18 protein-coding genes are annotated in these 22882 nt (G+C 56.7%); 11 read left to right on the top strand and 7 right to left on the bottom strand.

Annotated features, from left to right (window positions below):
• Positions 1-7: 7 nt before the first annotated feature.
• From BTO32_RS03085 to BTO32_RS03045, 9 genes are read left to right on the top strand one after another with little or no spacing between them, the layout of a single operon-like run.
• Positions 8-1030 carry an NAD-dependent epimerase/dehydratase family protein gene (locus BTO32_RS03085; RefSeq protein ID WP_076722946.1) on the top strand — a complete coding sequence of 341 codons (1023 nt, stop codon included), beginning with the start codon at positions 8-10 and terminating at the stop codon, positions 1028-1030.
• 20 nt (positions 1031-1050) lie between these two features.
• A complete protein-coding gene (rfbC, locus tag BTO32_RS03080) occupies positions 1051-1578 on the top strand; it encodes a dTDP-4-dehydrorhamnose 3,5-epimerase (protein ID WP_076722945.1) in 528 nt (175 codons plus the stop codon).
• Positions 1579-1594: 16 nt separating this feature from the next.
• Positions 1595-2887: an NAD(P)H-dependent oxidoreductase gene (locus BTO32_RS03075; protein WP_076722944.1), complete on the top strand. Its 1293-nt coding sequence runs from the start codon at positions 1595-1597 to the stop codon at positions 2885-2887.
• 17 nt (positions 2888-2904) lie between these two features.
• On the top strand, positions 2905-3690 hold the full coding sequence (locus BTO32_RS03070; protein ID WP_076722943.1) for a sugar phosphate nucleotidyltransferase: 786 nt from the start codon (positions 2905-2907) through the stop codon (positions 3688-3690).
• A 2-nt stretch (positions 3691-3692) separates the two neighbouring features.
• Positions 3693-4355, top strand: a complete 663-nt coding sequence (locus BTO32_RS03065) for a PIG-L deacetylase family protein (RefSeq protein ID WP_076722942.1) — start codon at positions 3693-3695, stop codon at positions 4353-4355.
• An 18-nt stretch (positions 4356-4373) separates the two neighbouring features.
• Positions 4374-5720, top strand: coding sequence for a polysaccharide pyruvyl transferase family protein (locus BTO32_RS03060; RefSeq protein WP_076722941.1), 1347 nt, complete (start codon positions 4374-4376; stop codon positions 5718-5720).
• Positions 5721-5723: 3 nt separating this feature from the next.
• Positions 5724-8333, top strand: a complete 2610-nt coding sequence (locus tag BTO32_RS03055) for an RIFT barrel domain-containing protein (protein WP_076722940.1) — start codon at positions 5724-5726, stop codon at positions 8331-8333.
• 6 nt (positions 8334-8339) lie between these two features.
• Entirely contained in the window at positions 8340-8939 is a 600-nt protein-coding gene (locus BTO32_RS03050) for an acyltransferase (protein ID WP_076722939.1), read from the top strand.
• Positions 8940-8941: 2 nt separating this feature from the next.
• Positions 8942-9871: a glycosyltransferase family 2 protein gene (locus tag BTO32_RS03045; RefSeq protein ID WP_076722938.1), complete on the top strand. Its 930-nt coding sequence runs from the start codon at positions 8942-8944 to the stop codon at positions 9869-9871.
• A gap of 14 nt (positions 9872-9885) precedes the next feature.
• Here the strand turns inward: BTO32_RS03045 and BTO32_RS17655 are convergent, their stop codons facing one another.
• Together BTO32_RS17655 and BTO32_RS03040 are read right to left on the bottom strand one after the other, a co-directional pair.
• Entirely contained in the window at positions 9886-11721 is a 1836-nt protein-coding gene (locus BTO32_RS17655; protein ID WP_139339003.1) for a right-handed parallel beta-helix repeat-containing protein, read from the bottom strand.
• Between the two features lie 237 nt (positions 11722-11958).
• Entirely contained in the window at positions 11959-12951 is a 993-nt protein-coding gene (locus tag BTO32_RS03040) for a glycosyltransferase family 2 protein (protein WP_175618622.1), read from the bottom strand.
• Positions 12952-13148: 197 nt separating this feature from the next.
• On the opposite strand from BTO32_RS03040, the gene BTO32_RS03035 reads away from it, so the two are divergent.
• Both BTO32_RS03035 and BTO32_RS03030 read left to right on the top strand, forming a co-directional pair.
• Positions 13149-14570, top strand: a complete 1422-nt coding sequence (locus BTO32_RS03035; RefSeq protein ID WP_076722936.1) for a glycosyltransferase — start codon at positions 13149-13151, stop codon at positions 14568-14570.
• Positions 14567-15412, top strand: a complete 846-nt coding sequence (locus BTO32_RS03030) for a sulfotransferase family protein (RefSeq protein ID WP_076722935.1) — start codon at positions 14567-14569, stop codon at positions 15410-15412. Before BTO32_RS03035 ends, BTO32_RS03030 begins: the two co-directional genes overlap by 4 nt.
• Positions 15413-15433: 21 nt before the next feature.
• Here the strand turns inward: BTO32_RS03030 and BTO32_RS03025 are convergent, their stop codons facing one another.
• The 5 genes from BTO32_RS03025 to asnB form a co-directional block, all read right to left on the bottom strand.
• Positions 15434-17410: a PA14 domain-containing protein gene (locus BTO32_RS03025; RefSeq protein WP_076722934.1), complete on the bottom strand. Its 1977-nt coding sequence runs from the start codon at positions 17408-17410 to the stop codon at positions 15434-15436.
• Positions 17411-17546: 136 nt separating this feature from the next.
• Entirely contained in the window at positions 17547-18983 is a 1437-nt protein-coding gene (locus BTO32_RS03020) for an oligosaccharide flippase family protein (protein ID WP_076722933.1), read from the bottom strand.
• Positions 18983-20116 (bottom strand): glycosyltransferase, encoded by a 1134-nt coding sequence (locus BTO32_RS03015; RefSeq protein WP_076722932.1) that lies wholly within the window; start codon positions 20114-20116, stop codon positions 18983-18985. Before BTO32_RS03015 ends, BTO32_RS03020 begins: the two co-directional genes overlap by 1 nt.
• 2 nt (positions 20117-20118) lie before the next feature.
• Positions 20119-21000 carry a hypothetical protein gene (locus BTO32_RS03010; protein WP_084206755.1) on the bottom strand — a complete coding sequence of 294 codons (882 nt, stop codon included), beginning with the start codon at positions 20998-21000 and terminating at the stop codon, positions 20119-20121.
• Entirely contained in the window at positions 20990-22882 is a 1893-nt protein-coding gene (asnB, locus tag BTO32_RS03005; protein WP_076722931.1) for an asparagine synthase (glutamine-hydrolyzing), read from the bottom strand. Before asnB ends, BTO32_RS03010 begins: the two co-directional genes overlap by 11 nt.

The raw sequence follows: 22882 nt of genomic DNA, 5'->3' as shown, positions 1-22882 counted from the left end.
AGACATCATGAAAGTACTGGTTACCGGACACAGGGGCTTCATTGGAACCGTGATGGTGCCCATGCTGCTTGAGGAAGGGTTTGAGGTGACCGGTCTGGACACCGACCTCTACCGCTACTGTACCTACGGCGACGAGCCCCTCGCCGTCCCCACCATCGCCAAGGACGTCCGCCAGGTGGAGCCGAGGGACATCGAAGGCTTCGATGCCATCGTGCATCTGGCGGCCCTGTCCAACGACCCCCTGGGCAACATCAACCCCGACCTGACCTACGACATCAACCACCGCGCCTCCGTCCGCCTGGCGGAAATCGCGAAAGCCGTTGGCGTGGACCGGTTTCTGTTCGCATCCTCCTGCAGCATGTACGGCAAGGCCGGCGAGGATGTGCTGGACGAAACCGCGGAGTTCAACCCGGTGACGCCCTACGCCAAATCCAAGGTGTACGTGGAGCGCGACGTTTCGCAATTGGCGGACCGGCATTTCAGCCCGGTCTTCCTGCGCAACGCGACGGCCTACGGGGTTTCCCCTCGTATCCGCTTCGATTTGGTCATCAACAACCTGGTGGCCTGGGCCTACACCACCGGCAAGATCCTGCTCAAGAGCGACGGCACGCCCTGGCGCCCGCTGGTGCACATCGAGGACATCACCCAGGCGGTGATCTGTGCCCTCCGCGCCGACAAGCCGGTCATACACAACCTGGCCGTCAACGTCGGCAGCAACAGCGAGAACTATCAGATGCGGGAGCTGGCACAGTTCGTCAAGGAGACGGTGCCCAACTGCGAGGTGGAATACGCCGAAGACGCCGGCCCGGACCCGCGTTCCTACAAGGTCAATTTCGACAAGATCCACTCGGTGTTCCCGGATTTCAAAACCCGCTGGACCGCCCGCATGGGGGTTGAGCAGTGTTACGAGTCCTACCGTCGCTTCGGCCTCAGCAAGGACGATTACGAGGGCATCCGGTACAAGCGGATTGCCCACATCACCAACCTGATTGAGCAGGGCAAGCTCAGTCGCGACCTGTTCTGGCAATAGCCGGGCGAAGGACGGATTCCATGGAATTCACCGAAACCCCCATCGCCGGTGCCTACCTGATCGACGTCAACCGCATTGGCGATGACCGGGGGTTTTTCGGCCGGCTCTGGTGCGAGCAGGAAATGGCCGATATGGGACTGGCCACATGCATCCGCCAGTCGAACATCGGCGTCAGCGCCCGCGCCGGCACCTTGCGTGGGCTGCACTTCCAGAGGACGCCGCACGCGGAAGTGAAAATCATCCGCTGTCCCCGGGGGGCGGTATACGATGTCATCGTCGACCTGCGCCGCGACTCGCCCACCTTCAAGCAATGGTTCGCCACCGAACTGACGGCGGCAAACGCCCGGATGCTGTACATCCCCGAAGGCTGCGCCACCGGCTACCAGACCCTGGTGGACGACACCGAGATCTACTATCACACCACCGAGTTCTATCATCCCGAGTCGGCGACCGGCGTCCGCTACGACGACCCGGCGTTTGCAATCGACTGGCCCCTGGAGATCACTGCCATTTCCGACAACGACACGCAGTGGCCGGACTTCAGGTAACCGTGGAGGGCCGAGCATGATCATCGTAGACACCGCCATCGCCAAACGGCTTCAGGAAGACCGGCCGATCCGGCTCGCCATAGTGGGCGCCGGGTACAGTGCAAAACATATCGCCTCGCAGATTCTCAGTGCTTTCCCGGCCATACACCTGGCCGTGGTGGTGAACCGCACGCCGGACAACGCCCGGGCCATCCTGACCCAGGCGGGCGCCGGGGACATTCGGCAGGTCCACTCCGCGGAGGCGCTGGCCCGGTCCATCGCGGACCGCGCCCAGGCCGTGACCGACGACGCCCGGATCGCCTTCGACAGCCCCGACATCGACGCAGTCCTGGAAACCACCGGCGAGGTGGAGTACGGCGCCTGGGCCACTCTGGAAGCGATCAAGGCCGGCAAGCATACCTTCGTGCTCAACTGCGAGATGGACGCCACCGTCGGCCCTCTGATGAAGCACTACGCCGACCGAATGGGAGTGATCTACTCGAACTCCGACGGCGACGAGCCCGGAGTGGCCTCCAACCTGGCCCGACACGTCCGGACCATGGGCCTGGAGGTGGTCGGTGCCGGCAACCTCAAGGGGTTCTATGACGTGCACCGGACCCCGGAAACGCAAAAGGCATTCGCTGAGGCCCACAACCAGAAGCCCCACATGATGACGTCGTTCGTGGATGGCACCAAACTCTCCATGGAACTGACCGTCACCGCCAACGCCCTGGGGTTCGGGGTCGGCCAGCGGGGCATGTACGGCCCGGCCTGCGATGACGTCCGCCACTGTCTGCCCCACTTTCCCGAGGGCGCCTTCCAGCCCGGCCGGGGCATCGTCGACTTCCTGCTGGGGGCAGCCCCGGCCACCGGCGCTTTCGTGATCGGGTACACCGACCACCCCATGAAGCAGGACTACCTGAAATACCTGAAAATGGGCGACGGCCCCTTCTACGTCTTCTATACCCCGTTCCACCTGCCCCAGCTGGAGATTCCCATCACCGTATGCCGGGGCGTACTTTGCCAGGACGCCACCGTGACTCCGCTCGGCCGCCCCTACTGCGAAGCCGTCGCGATCGCCAAACGCGACCTGCGGGAAGGGGATGTTCTCGATGGCATCGGTGGCTACACCAACTACGCGCTGATCGAGAACTTTGACACCGCGCGGGCACAGAACCTGCTGCCCATGGGCGTTGCCCAGAACTGCGTGGTCAAGCGGCCAGTGGCGATGGATACCGCGCTGACCTACGACGACGTTGAATTGCCCGCCGGCCGGCAGATCGATCAGCTCCGGGCGGAGATGATCGACACCTTTTTCCCGCATTCGTGAAGGAGAGGAGCGCCAAGATGAAAGTCGTTCTGTTCTGCGGTGGGCTGGGGATGCGCCTCCGGGAGTTTTCAGACAACATTCCCAAGCCCATGGTCCCCATCGGCCATCGGCCAATCGTCTGGAACCTGATGAAGTTCTATGCCCATCATGGCCACAAGGACTTCATCCTGTGCCTGGGCCACCACGCCCACGTCATCAAGGACTATTTCCTCAACTACGACGAGTGCCTGACCAACGACTTCGTGCTGGAAGCCGGCCAGGCCCACCTGACCAAGACCGACATCCATGACTGGAAGATCACGTTCGCCGACACCGGCCTGAAATCCAACATCGGCATGCGCCTGAAGGCGGTCGAGAAGTACCTCGACAGTCTGGGCCCCGACGACATGTTCATGGCCAACTACGCCGATGGTCTCTCCGATGTGCCCCTGGACGACATGCTGAAATTCTTCCAGGAATCCGACAAGACCGCCTGCTTCCTGTGCGTTCAGCCCCAGCAGTCGTTCCACTACGTTCGCCTGAACGACGACGGCAGCGTGCACAGCATCCAGGACACCACCAACACCGGCCTCACCGTCAACGGCGGCTTCTTCATCTTCAAGAAGAAAATCTTCGACTACATCCGGGACGGCGAGGAACTGGTGCATGAACCGTTTGAGCGCCTGATCGCCGACAACCAGCTCATGGCCTACCGCTATGACGGTTTCTGGAAGTGCATGGACACCTTCAAGGACAAACAAGCCTTCGATGAACTCCATGCCTCCGGCGAGTGCCCCTGGCAGGTCTGGCGGGAAGGGCTCTGAACATGCTGCACGCACTGCTTGGGCCGGATCAGGGCCCCCTGAATGTCTTGTGCCTCGGTGCCCACTGCGACGACATCGAGATCGGCTGCGGCGGCACCCTGCTCACCCTGCTGTCCGGACACCGCGCGGTGCACCTCACCTGGATCGTGTTCGCCTCGAACGAGGCCCGCCGCGACGAAGCCATGGCCAGCGCAGACCTGTTTTCCGAGCAGGCCGCGTCCATCGAGCTGCGCATTCACGAATTCCGGGACGGTTTCCTGCCCACCGAGCAGGCCAGGGTCAAGGAGACCTTCGAAGAAATCCGGCGGGAAACCGCCGCCCCCGACCTGATCTTCACCCACTACCGTCACGACCTGCACCAGGACCACCGGCTGATCAACGAGCTGACCTGGAACACCTATCGCAACCACCTGATTCTGGAGTACGAAATTCCGAAATGGGACGGAGACCTGGGCCAGCCCGCTGTTTTCGTGCCCCTGTCTCGGGAAACGGGCATGGACAAGATCCACAAGCTGCACCAGGCCTACGCGTCCCAGGCCAGCAAGGCTTGGTTCAGCGAAGACCTGTTCTGGAGCCTGATGCGCATCCGGGGCATGGAATGCAACGCGGAAAGTACCATTGCCGAGGCGTTCTACTGCCGCAAGCTCCGCCTGGAACTTCGGTAGCAGGGGGGAGTGACAACGATGCAAGCAGCCACCAAGCGGGTGCGAATCGGCGTGTTCGGACACTACGGCAACCAGAACCTGGGTGACGAATCCATCATCGAGGCCGTCATCCGTAACCTACGGCAGCGACTGCCCGACGCCGACATCGTATGCCTGTCCCTGGACCCGGAGGACAGCCGGAGTCGCCACGAGGTGGACGCCTTCCCGATCCGCTACCGGCCGGATTTCTTCACCCCCAGGCCCGTGTCCGCCTCACCCCCTTCCCCGTCCGGCGCGCCGTCGCCGTCCGCCGCCTCCGCTCCCCGCGCCTGGAAAGCGCGCCTGAAGGCCGTCCCGATTCTCGGCCACGGGCTGAAAGCCGCCGCTCGGGCGCTGGACTTCAAGGACACCCTAGCCAGCGAATACCGTTTCCTCGCGCAGGCCCGAGATTACCTGCGGGGCATGGACCTGCTGCTGGTGACCGGCTCCAACCAGTTCCTCGACAACTTCGGTGGCCCCTGGGGCTTCCCCTATACCCTGCTGAAATGGACGCTGCTGGCCAAGAAGAACGGCACCCGGGTCGCGTTCATCAGCGTCGGCGCCGGCCCCCTCAGCCACCCCCTGAGCTTTTTCATGCTTAAACACACGCTGCGCCGGGCCGATTTCGTCTCCTTCCGGGACCAGGGGTCCCTGGACTTGGTGCGCAGCCGCACCCACCAGGCTGGCCGGGTCTACCCGGACCTCGCCCACAGCCTCGGTTACGACGGTGCCGGTACCCGCATCGCCAAGCCAGACAGGCCCCTGAGCGTGGCCCTCAACCCGATGCCGGTCTACGACAGCCGGTACTGGCATGAGGGCGACGAAGACCGATACCAGGCTTACGTGGCCAAGGTAACGGATCTCTGCCGGGAAGTGCTGTCCGACGGCGCCCGGCTGACCCTGTTCAGCACTCAACGCAAGGACGAAAACGTCATCGACGATATCCTGTCGCAACTCGGTGCCGAGGACGCCGTCGCCACCGGTCACCTCTCGATCCAGCGCAACCGCTCGGTCAACGAACTGATGCAGCACCTCGGTGCCGCCGACCTGGTCGTCGCCACCCGATTCCACGCCACCGTGCTGCCCCTGCAGCTTGGCGTGCCGGTTCTGGGAATCTGCTATTACCGCAAGGCCGCCGAACTGCTCAACGATGTCGGGTTGGGTGACTATCAGGTCGCCATCGACGATTTCGACGCCCCCACGCTGATCGCCAAGTACCGGGATCTCGCCCGGCGGGTCCGGCAGGGCGACATACAACTGGACGGGGAAATGGCCCGTTACCGGGACGCCCTGGCCGAGCAGTACCAGGCCATCGTCCAGCTCGCCACCGGGGGAGAGGCACACTGACCCATGGAACTGTGCAGGATTCAGCTCGCGGAAGACCATGGCATGGAGCGCATCGGCGAGCCCATTCTGGGGGGCGTTCCTTTCGCCCGGGGCCAACTGTCGCCGAGCACGGCCGTCCGCCTGAGGGACCCGGAAAGCGGGGAAGTCATTCCGCTTCAGACCAAGGTTCTTGGCCACTGGAAAGACTCCAGCGTGCGCTGGCTGCGGCTGGGATTCCACGCCGATCTCGGGCCCCGCCAGCAACGCACCCTGATTCTGGAAACCGAGCCGGAAGCGACCCCGAAGCCGGTGCCCGGATCGCCCCGGGAACAGGAGGTGCCCGCCGACGTCCCTGCCATTGAATGGAACGACTTCCAGCTGCAACCACTGCCCGACACCCTGGGATGGCGGGTTCGGGTCGGGCTCGACGACTGGCTATCCCATCAGGTCCAATTCGAGGATGCCACCGGCCAGCCCCGCCGGATCGAGCCCCCCCAGGACTGGAGCTGCCCGGAATCGGGGCCGCTCTTCGGGACTCTGCAGGGCAGCGCCCCGGTCAAGAATGCCGAGGGCCGGGTGGTGGCGATCCTGCGGGTACGGCTGACGGCCTTCCGGAACAACCGGCAGGTCCGGTGCGAGCTGGGCATCCACAACCCCCGGAGAGCCAGCCACCCGGGCGGACTGTGGGACCTCGGCGACCCGGGATCCGTGTATTTCAAGGCACTGACGATCCGGGTGACCCACCCCACCGGCCAAACGGCTTCGCTCCGACCCGCAAGCGATCTTACCCCCTTCGAGGCGGATGCCCGGGCCTCCCTGGAAATCTACCAGGATTCCAGCGGCGGCCACCGCTGGAACAGCAGCAACCATCAGGACGCCGACGGGCAGGTGATTCCCCGGTTCCAGGGGTATCGGGTCACCCTGGATGGCCAGGTGCTGCAACAGTCCCTGCGGGCCACCCCGGTGGCCGCCATCACCGGAGCCACCGCCTCGGTGCGGGCTACCCTGGCGCATTTCTGGCAGAACTTTCCTTCTAGCCTGGGGTGCCTTGGCAACACCCTGGAGGTGGGTTTCTTCCCCCGGGAGTGCGCCTCGCCCTACGAGCTTCAGGGCGGTGAACGCAAAACCCAGACCGCCTGGTTCCAATACGGCAACACCCCTGACGCCCTGAACCACGTCCACACCCCCACCCCGTTGCGGGTTCCCGCCGATCACTACGCCGAAACCGGAGCCTTTCCCTGGTTTTCCGGCCAGCGTCCGGCCGGAGCGCTGGAGCGGCTGATCGATCTGGGCATCGCCTCCAAAAGCAGTTTTTTTAAGAAGCGCGAAGTCATCGACGAATACGGCTGGCGCAATTTTGGCGACCTCTACGCCGACCACGAAACCCTCTACCAGGCACCGGGCGACCCCCTGTACCTGTCGCACTACAACAACCAGTACGACGCCATCTACGGCTTCGCTCGCCAGTTTGCCCTGACCGGGGATGTCCGCTGGCACGAACTGATGGACGATCTCGCCCGTCACGTGGCCGACATCGACATCTACCACACCGAGGAGGACCGGGCAGAATACAATGGCGGCCTGTTCTGGCACACTGACCACTATCTGGACGCCCACACCGCCACCCACCGCACCTATTCACGGCACAACAGCACCAGCTCCATCCCGGGGCAGACCGGCGGTGGCCCGGCGGCGGAACACTGCTACACCACGGGCCTGCTCTACCACCACTGGCTGACCGGATCTCCAGACTCCCGTGCCGCGGTTCTGGAGCTGGCCCACTGGATCCGCAACAATCACGAAGGCACCGGTGGGCTGCTGGAGCAGCTGTTGAAGATCAAGAAGCAGGATCTGCCCCGGCTCCGTCGGTTGCTCCGTAAAGACAGCTCCGGTGTGCACCAATACCCCTTTACGCGGGGCACCGGCAACTACCTCAATACGCTGTTGGATGCTTCGCTTGTAGAACCCGAGGCGGATTGGCTCGCGCAGGCGGAACGCGTGATACAAGCCACCATAAGCCCCGAAGACAGCATAGAGCAGCGCCACCTTCTGGACGCGGAGACCGGCTGGTCCTATCTCATTCTCCTTGCCAGCCTAACCCGTTACCTATGGGTAAAGGTGGAAAGGCAAGAGACCAGAGACCCTTGCTATCAATACACCCTGACAGCATTGCACCGATACTGGCAGTGGATGGCGCAGCATGAACACCCTTTCCTGGAAAAAGCAGATACTCTGGAATACCCCAATCATACTTGGGTAGCGCAGGATATCCGCAAAGCCATGCTGATGTTTCAAGCCGCCGCATTCGATCCTCGACACCGCGATTTATACCGGGAGCGCGGCGATCACTGGCTTGACTACGTGGTAACGACACTTCGCGAATCACCGGAGCGGATGTTTACCCGCACCCAGGTTATTCTGCTGCAAAACTACGGTCCCCATGAATATGAACATCCGATACCACCGGAAGCCACCCGGTTGCCCCCTGGACATGCTCTGCCCCCGAGCCCTCCAGCGACGATTCACGGTATAGCGAAAGTTCTGATCCAGATTGGAATTCGACTAGCCCTCAGTCTGTTAACATTCCGGTTATCCCGGGAACGCCAGTGGCTAAGCTGTAGACAGGAACGCTAACTTCCAATGAAAGCTCAACTCAAACGCTGTTTTCAGATTTTCGCTCTTCTGGTGGTCACGCCGCTGTTCGCCCTATATCAAGTATTTGGCTGGATATTCAATCCCGATTCAACCTTCCAGTCATTTTCCCAAGTGCTCAGTCTGTTACCGGGAAAAACCGGGAAGTACCTCCGGGCAGCCTTTTATCGGCTCGCATGTCCCGGCACCAGCCAGGACATATCCATCGGCTTTTTGACAATACTTTCCCATCGGGACACTACGATAGAACAAGGTGTCTATATCGGTCCCCAGTGCAATATTGGTAAATGCCACATCGGTGCCAATACCCTGATTGGCAGCGGCGTTCACATCCTCAGCGGAAAACATCAGCACGAGTTCGAAGACCCTAGCCGACCAATCCAGGAACAAGGCGGTCAGTTTGAAAAAATTCAGGTCGGAACCGATTGCTGGTTGGGAAATCAAGCACTGGTCATGGCGGAGATAGGTGCTCATAGCATCGTCGCAGCAGGGAGTATCGTCATTCAACCTACGGCAACATCAGCCATTGTCGCCGGTAATCCCGCCCGGGTGGTGGGCTCCCGCTCTTCAGCAACGCAGGCGAAGTGACAGTGAAACTTTCATTCATCATTCCCGCACTCAATGAAATAAATCACCTGCCTCGAACACTTGATGCCATTCACAAAACAATGGGGGATAACACAGAATATGAAGTCATTCTAAGTGACAATGGTTCAACAGATGGTACTCCCGAGTTTGCAGAACGTGCAGGATGCCACGTTATTTCAGACCCCTTGGCGACTATTTCTCGATTAAGAAACCTCGCCGCAAATTCAGCATCTGGAGAACTTCTTGTTTTCATTGATAGTGATGTTTCGCTGGCACCAGAGTGGCTTTCCAACCTGAAATCCATAAGCTCAGAAGATAGCTTCTTTACTTCTATTACGGGCAGCAAGTGCCTACCTCCCCCTAACTCAAGTTCATTTATCATCAAAAATTGGTTTTCTCTACTGCCCACATCAAGCCATAATTACATCAATTCTGGACACCTGATTGTCCCCAAATCCTTACATGAAAAAATTGGAGGGTTTTGCGAGAATTTAAGAACAGGCGAGGACTATGAGTATTGTCAACGCGCGAAAAAAAAAGGATTAAAGATTCAGGTTCGCCCCGAACTCAAAGCGTATCACTATGGTTTCCCATCACGACTTTATGACTTTGTTGAACGCGAAGCATGGCATGGCCGCAGTGACGTCGAGTCACTCGGTGCGTTTTTGAGTTCCCGTACGGCTCAAGTAGCCGTTGCCAACACCACCTTGCTTTTGTTAACACCAATTTCAGCCATAATCTCAGAGACACTTTGGCTGCCCGCCGTATTTTTGAGCGTATGGGCGGGAGGCACTCTGGTCATGACCCACATAAAGTTCCAAAACCTCCCCCTACTACAAACGGTTCGAACAGCAGCCTGCTTTCAAGCATATCTGTGTGGACGAACAGCTGCACTGTGGAGAGCTCATCAGCGTCCAAAGGCCAGACGTTAGGGTTCCGTAGACCACTACTGAACCTCTATCACCTGAGGGGGCTTGGGAGGCGCAATTATACCTTCCACGATTTCAATAGGCCCAACATCCGGAGACGAGTCCCTAAGACGACCGTATATACCCCGGGTCAGATCAACACTTGTGCCCTGGTCCACCAATGGAGAGTCCGAGTTGGCAACGAAAAGGCTACCGCTGAGTTTGAGCATGGGATCGTCGGTAATGGGACGGCTGTCCCAATTCGGAACCCGGGCATGTGTAGCTGAATTCCCGCCTGTGTAATACCATACATTGCGTGAGCCGGATGCGTTATCAGCCTTCGCATCAGCCTGATACCCCAGCATAAAGAAAGGCTTATCAAGCTCGGTATAGCAAATGTTATTATCAAAAATAACAGTCACCAAATCACTACTGCCATTAAAACTGAGACATCCATCTGCACCTTTCTGATCACCATCAGTTGTCCACTTATAAATCAGATTGTTACGAACATATATAGTTCCGCTAAGCCCAGAGTCCCTAATTGCAATTCCTCCAGGCTCAGATCCATCGGAAGTGTACGTATCTACTCCATCCCAGGCTGCGGCCAAGCCAACATTGATCAGTATGTTATTTTCTATATAAAAATCCATGCTCCAGATGCAGTCGGCGCTGGCACCGACACTGATTCCGGCGCCACCTTGGTCTTTGATCACATTGCTGTATATTTTGACTGGCCCGGTCGTCCGGCCACATCCAGTGTTCTGGTCAAAGTTGTGAATCCCAAACTTAGCCTTGTTTCCGTGAAGGTAGTTGTAGCCAAATTCCCACGGGTCCACCAAAACATCATCTGGACCGCTACGAATTGACATGTAAGTGGTGTGATGCAGCTTAGATGATCCCTCACAACCATAGTCATAAATTTCATTGCCCAGAATTTTAAAATTTGAAACTCGGGTGCCATCACTTCCAACAATAGCGCCATGGTACCGGCTGGCACACATTCCCGGAATGTCACCAATCCGATTCGCCACTGCCCGACCATCTTTAGCTGCACGAATTCCCCAAGTTCCCTTGGAATCAATGCGGGACCCGGAGGGTTGTCCCGCTGAAGTAACAGACGTGTAGTCAGAAGAATATATGTCGAGCTTCGATAAAACCGGCGCTTCCGCATTGTATGCTTCAAACCCGCGTTGGCCCATGATCACTGGACGAAACCCGGGATAAGCAACGATCCCGAATTGGGCTCCCAGAGTGCTAGAGGCCTTAGCATTATTCCAGTACACACCGGTAGCCGAAGATTTAGACCCAGTCGTCACATCTTGAACGTAAATCGTGCTACCAGCAGGAGCCGTTGCAACAGCATGACTGACCGTGGCCCATGGACTCTCCCAAGAGCCATCGCCCCCATCACTTCCCCCAAGCCGGACATGAAAGATGCTCCCCTCTCTTACCGTAAAAGGAAGGGCGTTGGAACGTTCCCCGGCCACTTCAACGTAAATCTGGCCCTGACCTGAAGTCGCGGCGGGTATCGAAAAGGCAACTTCCTGCATCTGATGCGACTCAGACAAGTTAGCCGGCCCCCCTGGCAGTGCTCCATCCGCGGCCTTCCAGTAATAGACAACTGGCTCGAAAATTTTCCCGGAACTGTCCTGAAACAGGATTTTTCCGCCATCCTGAACGCCGAGACTTTGCCCCCAAACCGTGACAATCACCCCACTACCTTTGCCATCCCCAAGGCCGGTTGACGGCCCGCTAATGAGGTCCGAAAAAGCAAGAAATGGCGCGGCCGCGTAAGAGGCAGGAGAAAACGCTAGCAGGCAAAATATCAACCAAGCGCGGGGTCGACTCAGGAGGGAAGGCAAGGCACCCATGGCACATCTCCAATATCTAGATCTAGGTATGGAGGCGGATCAACAACCAACTGCCAGGATTCGCCGCCAGGTTAATCCCGATGAAAGTCAAATTTAACCTCATGTTAAGATTAGCACCGGGCTCTTGAACACAACCACTGACAAATAGACAGAATTAGAATTAACTCCTAGAACATAGTGCTCTAGGTTATAGCGTTTCAATGCCTGGCCTTTCTCGTCCCCCCGCCCTTTCTGCGTTCAGGGCACGTTGGCGGAGTTCCGCCTGGAGTTTCGAAGTGCCTTGAGCTGAAACCACAATGGCTTCGGGTTCCTTAACTCAACCATTTTCGCCCATGCACAAGCATGGGCGTATCCAATAGGCCCCTCTTCTGCGGCAGTGTAAAAAAACTTTTCGGCGGCCTCTCTAAGGGCAGTCCTAATGGCCCTTTGTTCATGCCCTGAGAGCTGCTTGCCAGACAGCTCCAGCCCCAAGTGCTTTAGACACAGTACTGCGTTCTTACGCAGGTGTAGGAGCTGTGATGAGCGCGTCTTGCTGAGATCATGGATCCGGTACAAAGCAGCCGAATCAAGAGAGTAAGCTACAGTTCCCAGCCGGACGAGTCTACTGTAAAACAAACGGTCCTCACTGGAGTCCAAAGACAAAGGAAACAGGCCTGCACGATAAGCCGCCTCCCTGACAACAATGGTGGCACTGGGAGGAATGAAATTCCCTCTTAAGAGTGGCGAAAAAAGGTCGCCGGTCACTTCCCGAATCCGGTGGCCAGCCTCTCGAAAACCAACCTCGACCAACCGGCTCTGCTCTAAAAAGGAGGGGCCTGTCACTTGGCCCTCTGAGTACGGCTTCCGGTTACCAAAAAACAGTTGCAGGCTGGTGACCGTATTAAAAGCATCCAGGCCTTTCTGAAGAAAGTCGGGACAATACATGTCATCCGCATCAAGCATGGCAACCAGCCGCGTATGCGCATGCGAAAAGCCTAGATTGCGGGCGTTCGACACCCCCGGATAGTCGGTGTGCAAAACCTGGAGGTCTACGGAACAGCGCTCCACCAAAGATTCCAGCACGGCACGAGTGCCATCGGAGGAGGCATTTTCAACCACAATTATCAAAGCCGGCCGGATCGTTTGAGCTTCGACACTGGCTATTGCCTCGGCCACGAACTCTGCGCAGTTGTGTGCGGGAATGACGACGGTCAGATCTTCACCGGAGTACGGCCTGCCCTTGGATTGCAAGTCTGACCCTCCCATTGGGAGTCTTTATGTGTGGATTCTATGCAACTTTTTCGACTTTCTGGTAACCTTTTGTAACATAACTTTACGAAACTGTCGCCCGCAAAACGGATATTTCTTTGTATCCCTGCAAGGGGCCCCAGGAAACGTGCATGGTTCCAGGGTTTCGTTACCAAAATTTAAAGGAAGGGACTGCCCGTATGCCCACCCAAAGGATAGATCTCGATGGTACCAACCTGTTATTTGTCGCATATTTCTATCCGCCCGCCGCCAGCACGGAAGTCCCTGGCAGCATGAGAACCATCAAGTTCATCCGTCATCTCAAAAACGGTGCTCGGCATGTTTTGACACACACTGCGGATGTCGCTCCTGGCGATAACGCTCTTGCCCATCTCTCGTTGCCGGTTAACGACGAAACCGTCCACCGTGTCAGAAGCTGGGATATTTTTCGCCTCCTTCTGGCCGTTCGTGCTCGCCTCCAGAAATTGGCCGGACGTCGCGAAACAGGCCGATCCCACCCCCCGCAGGAATCAAAAGCTAACTCGGCCTTTACCGGCTCAGGACAGCCTGAGATCAGTCAAATATCCTTGCTCCAACGAATCAAGGACTTCATCTACAACACATGCTATTTCCCGGATCATGCAGGCCCCTGGATCCTACCTGCTGTCTTGAAGGGAGTGCGTCTTGTCCGGCGTTATCACCTGGATTGCATCTTCGCAACCGGCTCACCCTGGTCCGGGCTTACGGTCGGCTTGTTGGTCAGCCGGCTGACAGGAAAACCTCTGATTGCCGACTTCAGGGACCCTTGGGTCAATAACCCGTTCCATATGTCCAAGGGTGCCATACTGGACCGTCTCGGCCATTGGCTGGAAGCACAAGTCGTTCGCCGTGCCGCCGCAGTCTCACTCAACACCGACGCGCTTCGGGAAGAATTTCTGAGCCGATATCCGGACCAGGTTCCAGACCATTTTTTTGTGATGCCCAACGGCATCGACGCTTCCGATTTCGCGCAAGCCTCTCAACCCGAGCACCGCAACGGTTCCCGTCATACCCTCACACTATGTCATGCTGGGTTTCTGTATGGCGTTCGGGACCCCAGCTCTCTGCTTGAGGCTCTGAGAATAGTGAATCGTGATCTTGTACCATATGATCGACGGGTTGTGTTCCGCCAGATTGGCAAGGTATCGCTCAACTATGATGTTCGGGAGCGATACGCTGACCTGATCGAACAACAAACCTTTGTCCTGGAGCCAGCACAACCATACCAATCCTGCCTCGCGTCCATGGTTCAGTCGGATATTGTGGTCAACATTCAGTCCGGCACCAAAACCCAGATCCCCTCAAAACTCTACGACTACCTCGCTATCGAGCGCCCCATCCTCCACATTACCCCAGACAGTGGCGCCCTGGGCACCTTGGTCAAACGCTACCAGCTTGGGCAGCAACTGGATTTCAGCGATGTACCCGGCCTGGTTTCCTACCTTAGGACCATGTCAGACCAGTTAGCCGAGCACGGTAGGCTGGATGAGCACTACGCCAGCCGCGATCAGTTCCTGATCGAAAACATTACTGCCGACCTTGTACGGAGAATTCATCAAGTAACGGGGAGTCCATCCGCATGAAACCCAATTTTCTCATTGTCGGCGCAGCTCGTTCAGGAACCACCAGCCTGTTTCAATATCTGGACCCGCACCCGGAGATCTACATGTCTCAGGTCAAGGAGCTGAACTTCTTCTCCAATGAGCGCTTCTGGTCAAGGGGCATCGACTGGTATGAGCAGCGGTTTGCTGGCGCGCCTGCCGGGGTCAAGGCCATCGGGGAGGCCTCAACCAGCTACACCAAGGCCCCTTTCACCGCCGATGTGGCGCAACGAATCCATGATTACAATCCAGGCATGAAACTGGTGTATATCGTCAGAGACCCTATTGCCCGATACATTTCACACTATATGAAACGTATCCAGACGGGCCTCGAAACCCGTTCATTCAGCCAAACTCTGGAAAATCTCGAGCAGGAGGCCTGCGCCTGGCAAGGCCGCTACGCATACCAGATAAAGCAGTACCTTCGGTTTTTTCCGGAAACTCAGCTGCTGATCCGCTCTATCGACCAGATTCGAGACGAGCCGGCACAGGTTATACGGGATATCTACCGATTTTTGGATGTGGACGAATCTTTCGAGGTCAGAGGACTGCAGAAAATTCATAACGCAAACACACGAGTCGTACGAAAAAGCCGTCTGGGGGGCCAATTATTGCGCGCATACCGCCGCTATCTGGAGCACCGGGATATACCGTTCGCCGTAAAAAAACTGGTGCTGTCCACCAGTGATCTGGGCGGTAAAGTCGTGACCACACCGGTCCCAACGGAAGCAGAGCGCGCCAAGCTGATCGCGTTTTTTGCGGAAGATACCCGTGAACTCCATGATCGGTTCCAGGTGCCGACAGAAGGCTGGCTATCCGCCTGAAAGGCAATAGCCAGTTTTCACCTACAGACTGTACTCCACAATCTGTGACCAACTGCTAGCCAAGCCATTGGTGTCTATGACACGCAGCTTAAAGAACCAGTCGCCTGTGGACAGACCTTCAAGAGCGGCCGTCGTTTCGCTGCCAGATACTTCCAGTATATTTCCTTCGGCCGATGCATTCTGACTGTAACTGATCTCGTAACCGGCAATTTCATCAGTCGTCAGGGGCGAGCCGTCTTCACGGGTGTCCGGAGCCGTCCATTTCAGGACGACCGTATCGCTCCCGGACACATCCGGCGGCGGCAACACCTCACCATCACTGGTTCCACCGTCAACGGGCTCCAATGTCCAGGGGTTCAGATTGGATGTGTATGCATCCAATGCGGTGACCGCTGCATTGTTATATACGTTTCCTGAGTCCACCCGCCATGGATTCAGGCCATAAGCAAGCTCCCATGAATCAGGAATGCCATCGCTGTCGGAGTCCATCTCCGCGTTTGACTCTAAAGCGGGGGGCAACTTGAATATGTCCGCAGGCGCCAATTCCGTACCCGTTTCCTGATCCTCCACGACCAGTTGAGCCGTTGCTCCACCACCCGACTCGTAGTATTCCATTACCAGTGGGTAAGCCGTTCCAGCATCCAGCACCACATCAGCCGTATAGGTAGTCGCCGGCTGATCCACCCATCCATTGATGACGACATCACCATTGAGGTAGACACGGACGCCGTCGTCTGCGGTCGCAACAATCCTGTAGCCGGCCCGGCCATCCTCATGCGGGGGAATTAACAGCGTGCTCCAACGAACACTGAAACTGTTTTTTGGAAGACCATCCGGGGCCCCGGTACGCCACTGATAATTAATAGAGCTATCTATTTGTCCGTAGCGATACAGGGTAAACTCCGTTCCTTCGAAATACTGCCCCCACAGCCCCGGCTCCGTAGCAATGGACTCTGGAGTCGACGGGATGTCAGCGGCGTCAGTCAGATCCGTTTGTGCGAGAAACTCATCCAGGTTGCTTGCGCCATCTCCATCCAGGTCTTCAGCGGCATCAGCGCTGTTCAGAGGGTTCAGCTCATAGGCATACTCTGCGCCATCAGGAATGCCGTCACCGTCGGTGTCCGGGTTGCCGGGATGGGTTCCCAGCCAGTACTCGTCCTGAGCACTGAGCAGGTCACCGTCCTGGTCTTCAAGCGCATCATCTGGATTGCTTGGGTCCAGCCCAAATACAACTTCCCAGTTGTCATAGAGACCATCACCATCAGCATCTAAAGGGGGATAAACCGGGTTGAACGCCAGATTCTGCCGGCCGTCAAGGAAACCCACCCGGTATCCGGACTGATAGTCCTCAATCGACGGCTCCACCGAACCGCTACCGTCACCGGCAACAGGTTCGGCATAGCTATAAAGAAACTCCGAGGCAATAACCTGCTGACTGAATCCTGGCCCTTCCCACTCAACGCGAAAGTGATCAGCACCACTGCCTTCCTTAAATCTCAGTTCAAAGTAATACGCCTGACCGGCATCAAGACTCTGGTACCCAGACGATTGCGAGCTGTATTTATCGAACTGTTCCTGATAACTCCAGGCGGGAACCGACGCAATAACCTGCGCCTCGGCCGAGCTCTCCGAGTGACTGAGAAGGAACTCAGACTGGTCATCCGATGCTATAAAAAACCGATAGTTACCGGATATTGGTGGTTTGATATAGCCTCGAACCAGTGCACCATAATTGTTTCCACGATACTCACTTTGGACGAGGGTCTGAAGCTGGATAACCTCTGTGGGATTGTCAGGGTATACACTCGCCGCCAGCAGTGCTGACACATCGCTCCCATCAATACCATCGTAATAACGAGCCTCGACAACCCCCTGCTCACTCACATCCGGCAAGGCCGCTGTGGGAGGCATTCGATTCGGGTCGGTATACCGGAAAGACTGACATCCCGACACAACCGCTATGAGAAACACAAACCCCGACGCTTTCAGAACGGACATACGCCCCCCTCACAAAGCTCGTCGACAGGAAACCATTAAAATCAGTTAAGTTGATCCTGAGGGAATGTCCAATTAGCCAAAACAACAATTTGCGATTAAAACTTTTCCAATATAACGACACCCTAGCCCGTGTGGATCAAAGCCCTCGACGACGCAGCAACGAAACAATTTCAGTGAACAGAGGATGACCAACCAGCTTCAGACCAACCAGCCAGACCCAAGGCATAGTCAAGGCAACCACCACAATGGGTTTCCAGTAGTCCGGGCTGTCAAATGGGAACAAGCGCTCCAGGGCCCAGGTGACCAGCATACACAGGGCAGTTACTAGTGCGGTCCCCCACCAAGCACAAACAAATCGTACCGGCGAGAGTCCGATCACCCGCCACAGCAACCAAGTCACCAACAACCACTCAAAGGCCCCGGCCAGTACGAACACGCGGGCTATCGATTCCAGGCCATGGGGATAGGCAAGGATGATCCCCGTCAGCAAAAAGGCAAAAGCAATCACCTCTTTCAAAAGCATGACCCGCTCTCGCTCACTGGCCATCAACACATCGTTGGCGAAGTTGTGCACAACACGGATCATGCCCCAAACCGCAAGCCAGGCGGCAAGAGGAGCGGCCGCATCCCACTGGGGCCCAAAAAACAGCCGTATCGCGGGAAGACTCATCAGGCTGGCCACACCTAACACCGGCACAACCAGGCCTCCCATCATGACGCTGGCCCGGGTGTAGGCCGCAGCCAAATCCCCCCCCGAACGGCGAGTGTTTGATAAATAAGGAAGTGCGACCGCAACGACACCCATCGTGAGCGTCTGGGAAACAAAGGTGACGAACCCCAGTCCCCGGGAAAACATGCCTACTTGGGCAGTGGTCCCCATCTTACCGATCACCATATCGGGTACGGTAAGCGTCGCCCGGCGCAACAGGTTTGCCAGCGAGTTAAACACTCCGAAGCTCGCAACCGCTTTCAGCCCACGAAACGATGGACGCATTTCCATATTCTCAGGCCGCTCCCGTAAAAACATCAGAAACTGGCTCACTGCCATGATGGATTGGCCAAATGCTAGCGCAAAATAACTGAACCCCAGGAGGATCAGCCCGATTGTCGAAAAAAAACCCAATAGGGTAGACACAAAACGGATCTTGAACTGAACCCGGAAATCCATCGACCGGGAATACAGCGATGATGGAATGCTGATATAGGGCGCAAGAAAAAAGCTCCCGGAAAGAATGACAAAAATCCATGCCAGATCGGGTAAATCGTAAAAGCGCCCGGCCGGCCACGCTGCTGCGAGTATCAGAACGCCTACCGACCAAGAGATGATCAGGGTCAATCCCAGCACCGATCGGACCTTGTCGGGATTGAGCACCTTTTCTCGGATCAGATATCCCCCAGCCCCCAACATTCGGAACTCGCTCATAACCATCACAATGGCACTGGCAATGGCAAATGTTCCAATCTCCTCGGGAGTCAGCAGACGGGAAATGAGCATGGTTGAAACCAAGCCCATCAGTTTCATGGTGTAACGAGCGGCAGACGAATAAATAATGGCCTGGCGAATGCCTCCCATCACGAATTACCTGGGGTGTCGTGATGATATAGTCGGACATAGCGGGCCACCATCGCATCCACAGTGAACTCAGCCCGGAAACGCGCCGCACCCTGCTGCCCCAACACCTTCAGCTGACCAGGGGACTGCCGAAGACTCCACAATGTCTGATGAAGAGCCTCCACATCGTCGCAAGGTACCAAGTGCCCGGTTTCTCCGTGCATCACAATTTCCGGATTACCTCCTACCGCCGTTGCCACACAAGGAACTCCCAGGCTCATGGCTTCCAGCAATGTCATGGATGTACCTTCCGTCCAGGAAGTGAGCAAAAACACATCCATCAACTGCATAAAGTCTCCGGGATTCGGCTGAAAACCCGTGAACACGGTTCGATCGGCAATACCGAGTTGATCCGCTCTTTGTTCAAGACGAACGCGCTCAGGACCATCTCCAACCAGAACCAACCAGACATCAGGGCAGCGATGCATCAGCCGTGCGGCCGCTGTCATCAACATGCCCTGATTCTTGACCGGATCCAAACGGGCAACCGTCCCCAACACAAAGGCGTTTTCAGGAATCCCCAGATCGCCTCGCCCCTGTTCCCGCTGTCCAGGTCGGGGCATCAGTGGTTCAATACCGTTGTATATGACCTGAATGCGCGACCGAGGAATAAACTCGTAAGTCGACAGTGCCCGACGCGTCGCCTTGGATATTGCGACGATAGCCTGACTTCGAAAGGCAAGAATCGGGTTGAGCCAAGCCGCCTTCCAGCGATAGCGATCTGGATAAAAACGGCCGTGTTCAGTGAAAACAATACGCACGCCGGTCCCCATACTGGCCAGGCATGCGTAGAACCATGGGGTATATTGGTGGCCATGCACCACATCAATATGCTCTTCGCGGATCACCCGCCTCAGGCTCCGGACCAATGCCCAGTCAATCCCTGAGCGCCGGCCCAATTCGACTACCTTACCCCCGCTGTCTCTAATTCCTGCTGCCATGGGACCGGCACGCCCATCAATACACGCCACCACGCTACGGAACCGATCACGGGGCAGACCTCGTACAAGCTGTGCGATGACTTGCTCGGTTCCACCGAAATCAAGATTGAACGTTACATGAAGGACATGCAGTCCCTGGTCTTCCCGTTCCATCTTCAGCGAATGCTCCCGGCTCGAGACCATACAACCCATAACCAGGCGCTGCTCGCCATCATCAGACCTAACGGCAACAGCCACTTTAGAATATAACTTGCGTTTTCAAACAGGTAACGCTTTGACATAAAATGGTAGGTGTCATCAAACAACCGGTACTGACCGAGATAAATTGGCATCAGATAGTCAATTTCTCTGACCGAATAGCCCGCATCCAGATACCGTTGTCTAATGTCCGGCAAACGGGTTGCTAACGCATCCAGTGGCACATCGAGTACAACTCCAAAATCCGGGTCAAGTAACACCCCGTTACTCCCCGTTCCGGCTTCTACCAGCACATGCCCCTCAAACGATACGATTCGGTTGTCCACCTGATAGCGGTCCAACACACTCGACAGAACCGTTGCAGCATCACCACAAATGCCAATACCTCGACGAATGTTTCTGCGATAGTCAGCGTAGTGATAACGCTCAAACTGTGGCAGCCCGGAGAACTTTCCCAGTAAGTAGAGAAAATAGTTTTCCCAGACCGGCACCCTCTGCCGGTATGCCTCAGGGTCGACTCGATTCCAGTCAACATGAACCAGACTCCGGTTCACCACCCGATTGGCATCCCGTAAAAACTGGTCCTCCGGGAGAGAGGGGTCGAGAGCATTGATCTCCTTGAGGCTCTTTTCATAACTCCATACTTGGTCCGGAACAAAGCGTAACGACGCCTGATCGGTTTGCCCCAACCCCGGCTTTCTCAATGGCTGTGCCAACCCGTAGAGATTGATCGCCAGAAGCACGGCACCCAGTACCCAGGCTATCAGCGCAACGCCCCACCACAGCCTGGATGGCTGCGCGGCACGCCGACTCGAACTGCGCCTGTCTCTATGCTTCATAGGCCCGCCACCACAACTCGAATACCAGAAGGGACCAGAGTTCCTGTGTATAACGATCGTCTCCAGTCAGATGAGCGTGCCACAGCCTCCGTATTGCCCCCGGATCAAAAAACATGGCCAGCCCCACCCCACCGGTGCCCTCAAACACCGTGGCCGCCAAAGGCCTCAATTCATGACGCAGCCATTCTGCCAACGGGACCGAGAACCCCATTTTCCGACGATACAGGACATCGTCAGGAAGCAACTCCGAGAATGCCCGTTTTAAAAGGTATTTTTTTTCCCTTCCATGGAGCTTGAGCACCGAAGGAAGCCGTGCGGCAAACTCAACGACACGGTAATCAAGCAACGGCGCCCGGGTTTCAAGACTGTTGGCCATGCTCATGCGATCGACTTTCACGAGAATGTCACCTGGCAGATAGGATTTGATATCCGTATACAGAACCCTCCCCAAGTGATCTTCGGCATCGGCCCGCTGGTAGTATTCTCGGGTAACGTCGGCGGGGTCGTAATCGGTGGTCGCTCGGTGAAACTCGCCATTGACCAAGGCATCCCAGACCGAACGCCGAAAAAAACTGTTGGTTGTGAAGAAAGCTTCATCTGGAGGCAGTGCCAGCGTGGACAGCAGTGTATTTGCCTTGCGTGCAAATGCGTGTCCGGAGTGGCCGGCCAGCCCGGCTAACCAGGGGAACATATGCCGGCGTATAAATGCCGGAAAGTACCCCCGGAGTCGATTTTCAACTTGATCAGTCCGGTATTTGCTGTATCCGGCAAAGTTCTCATCCCCGCCATCACCGGCAAGGGCAACGGTAACTTTCTGCCGAGCCAAGCGGGACACGAAATAGGTGGGCACAAATGAGGGATCAGCGAAAGGCTCATCAAAAAAACGAGCGATCGATTCAAGACTGCCAGCAACATTCTCCCGAACAGTGAATTCATAGTGGTCAGTGGCAAACCGGTCCGCAACCTTACGAGCCCATGCCACCTCATCAAATCGCTCAGAGTCAAAGCCAATGGCACAGGTGGTAACTGGGCGATCAGAGTGTCGGGCCATCAAACCCACGACACCACTGGAATCAATGCCACCGCTTAAAAACGCCCCTAACGGGACATCACTCACCATTCGGAGCCGTACAGCATCATCAATCAGATATTCCAGCTCTTCAGCGAGCCGGGCCTCACTACCACTATCACACCTGGCAAATGACACGTCCCAGTACTGATGCTGGCGAATCCCGTTTTTCGTCCATTCCATGCAAAAGCCGGGGGGCAGCTTGTAAACGTTTTCGTATATGGTCTTAGGATCAGGAATGTATTGGTAGGCAAAAAAATCCTTGACCGCGTCCAGGCGAATCGCACGAGGCACAAAAGGGGCCTGGGTTAGTGATTTGAGCTCTGAAGCAAAGGCAAGCTGCGTTCCATTCCAGTAATAGTACAGGGGTTTTTTACCCAACCGGTCCCGGGCCAAAAAGAGACGCTTGTCCGTTCGGTCCCAGATCGCCATCGCAAACATCCCATTCAGGGCCTCCAGGCACGCAGGCCCATGTGATTCATACAGTGCCAGCAGTACCTCGGTATCGGTCTGTGTCCGAAACTGGTACCCCGACCGAATCAAGTCAGTCCGCAGTGCCTGGTAGTTATAGATCTCCCCATTAAATACGATGACTAGGTTCCCATCTCCCGAAACCATCGGTTGGGTACCCGCCTCGGACAAGTCGATAATGCTCAGGCGTCGATGCACCAGTCCGATATCCTCGTCCATCCACACCTGTCCGGCATCGGGCCCCCTATGGCGAATGGCATCCCCCATCGCCTCAAGTACCGAACCATGCCCATCTCGTTCTGGCGTCTCCGCCAGCCGTATAAAGCCCGCCAACCCGCACAT

The sequence above is a fragment of the Marinobacter lutaoensis genome (assembly GCF_001981305.1).
Lineage (GTDB): Bacteria > Pseudomonadota > Gammaproteobacteria > Pseudomonadales > Oleiphilaceae > Marinobacter > Marinobacter lutaoensis.
Note: the sequence above shows the minus strand (reverse complement) of the source record. Positions and strands in the feature narration are given on the sequence as shown.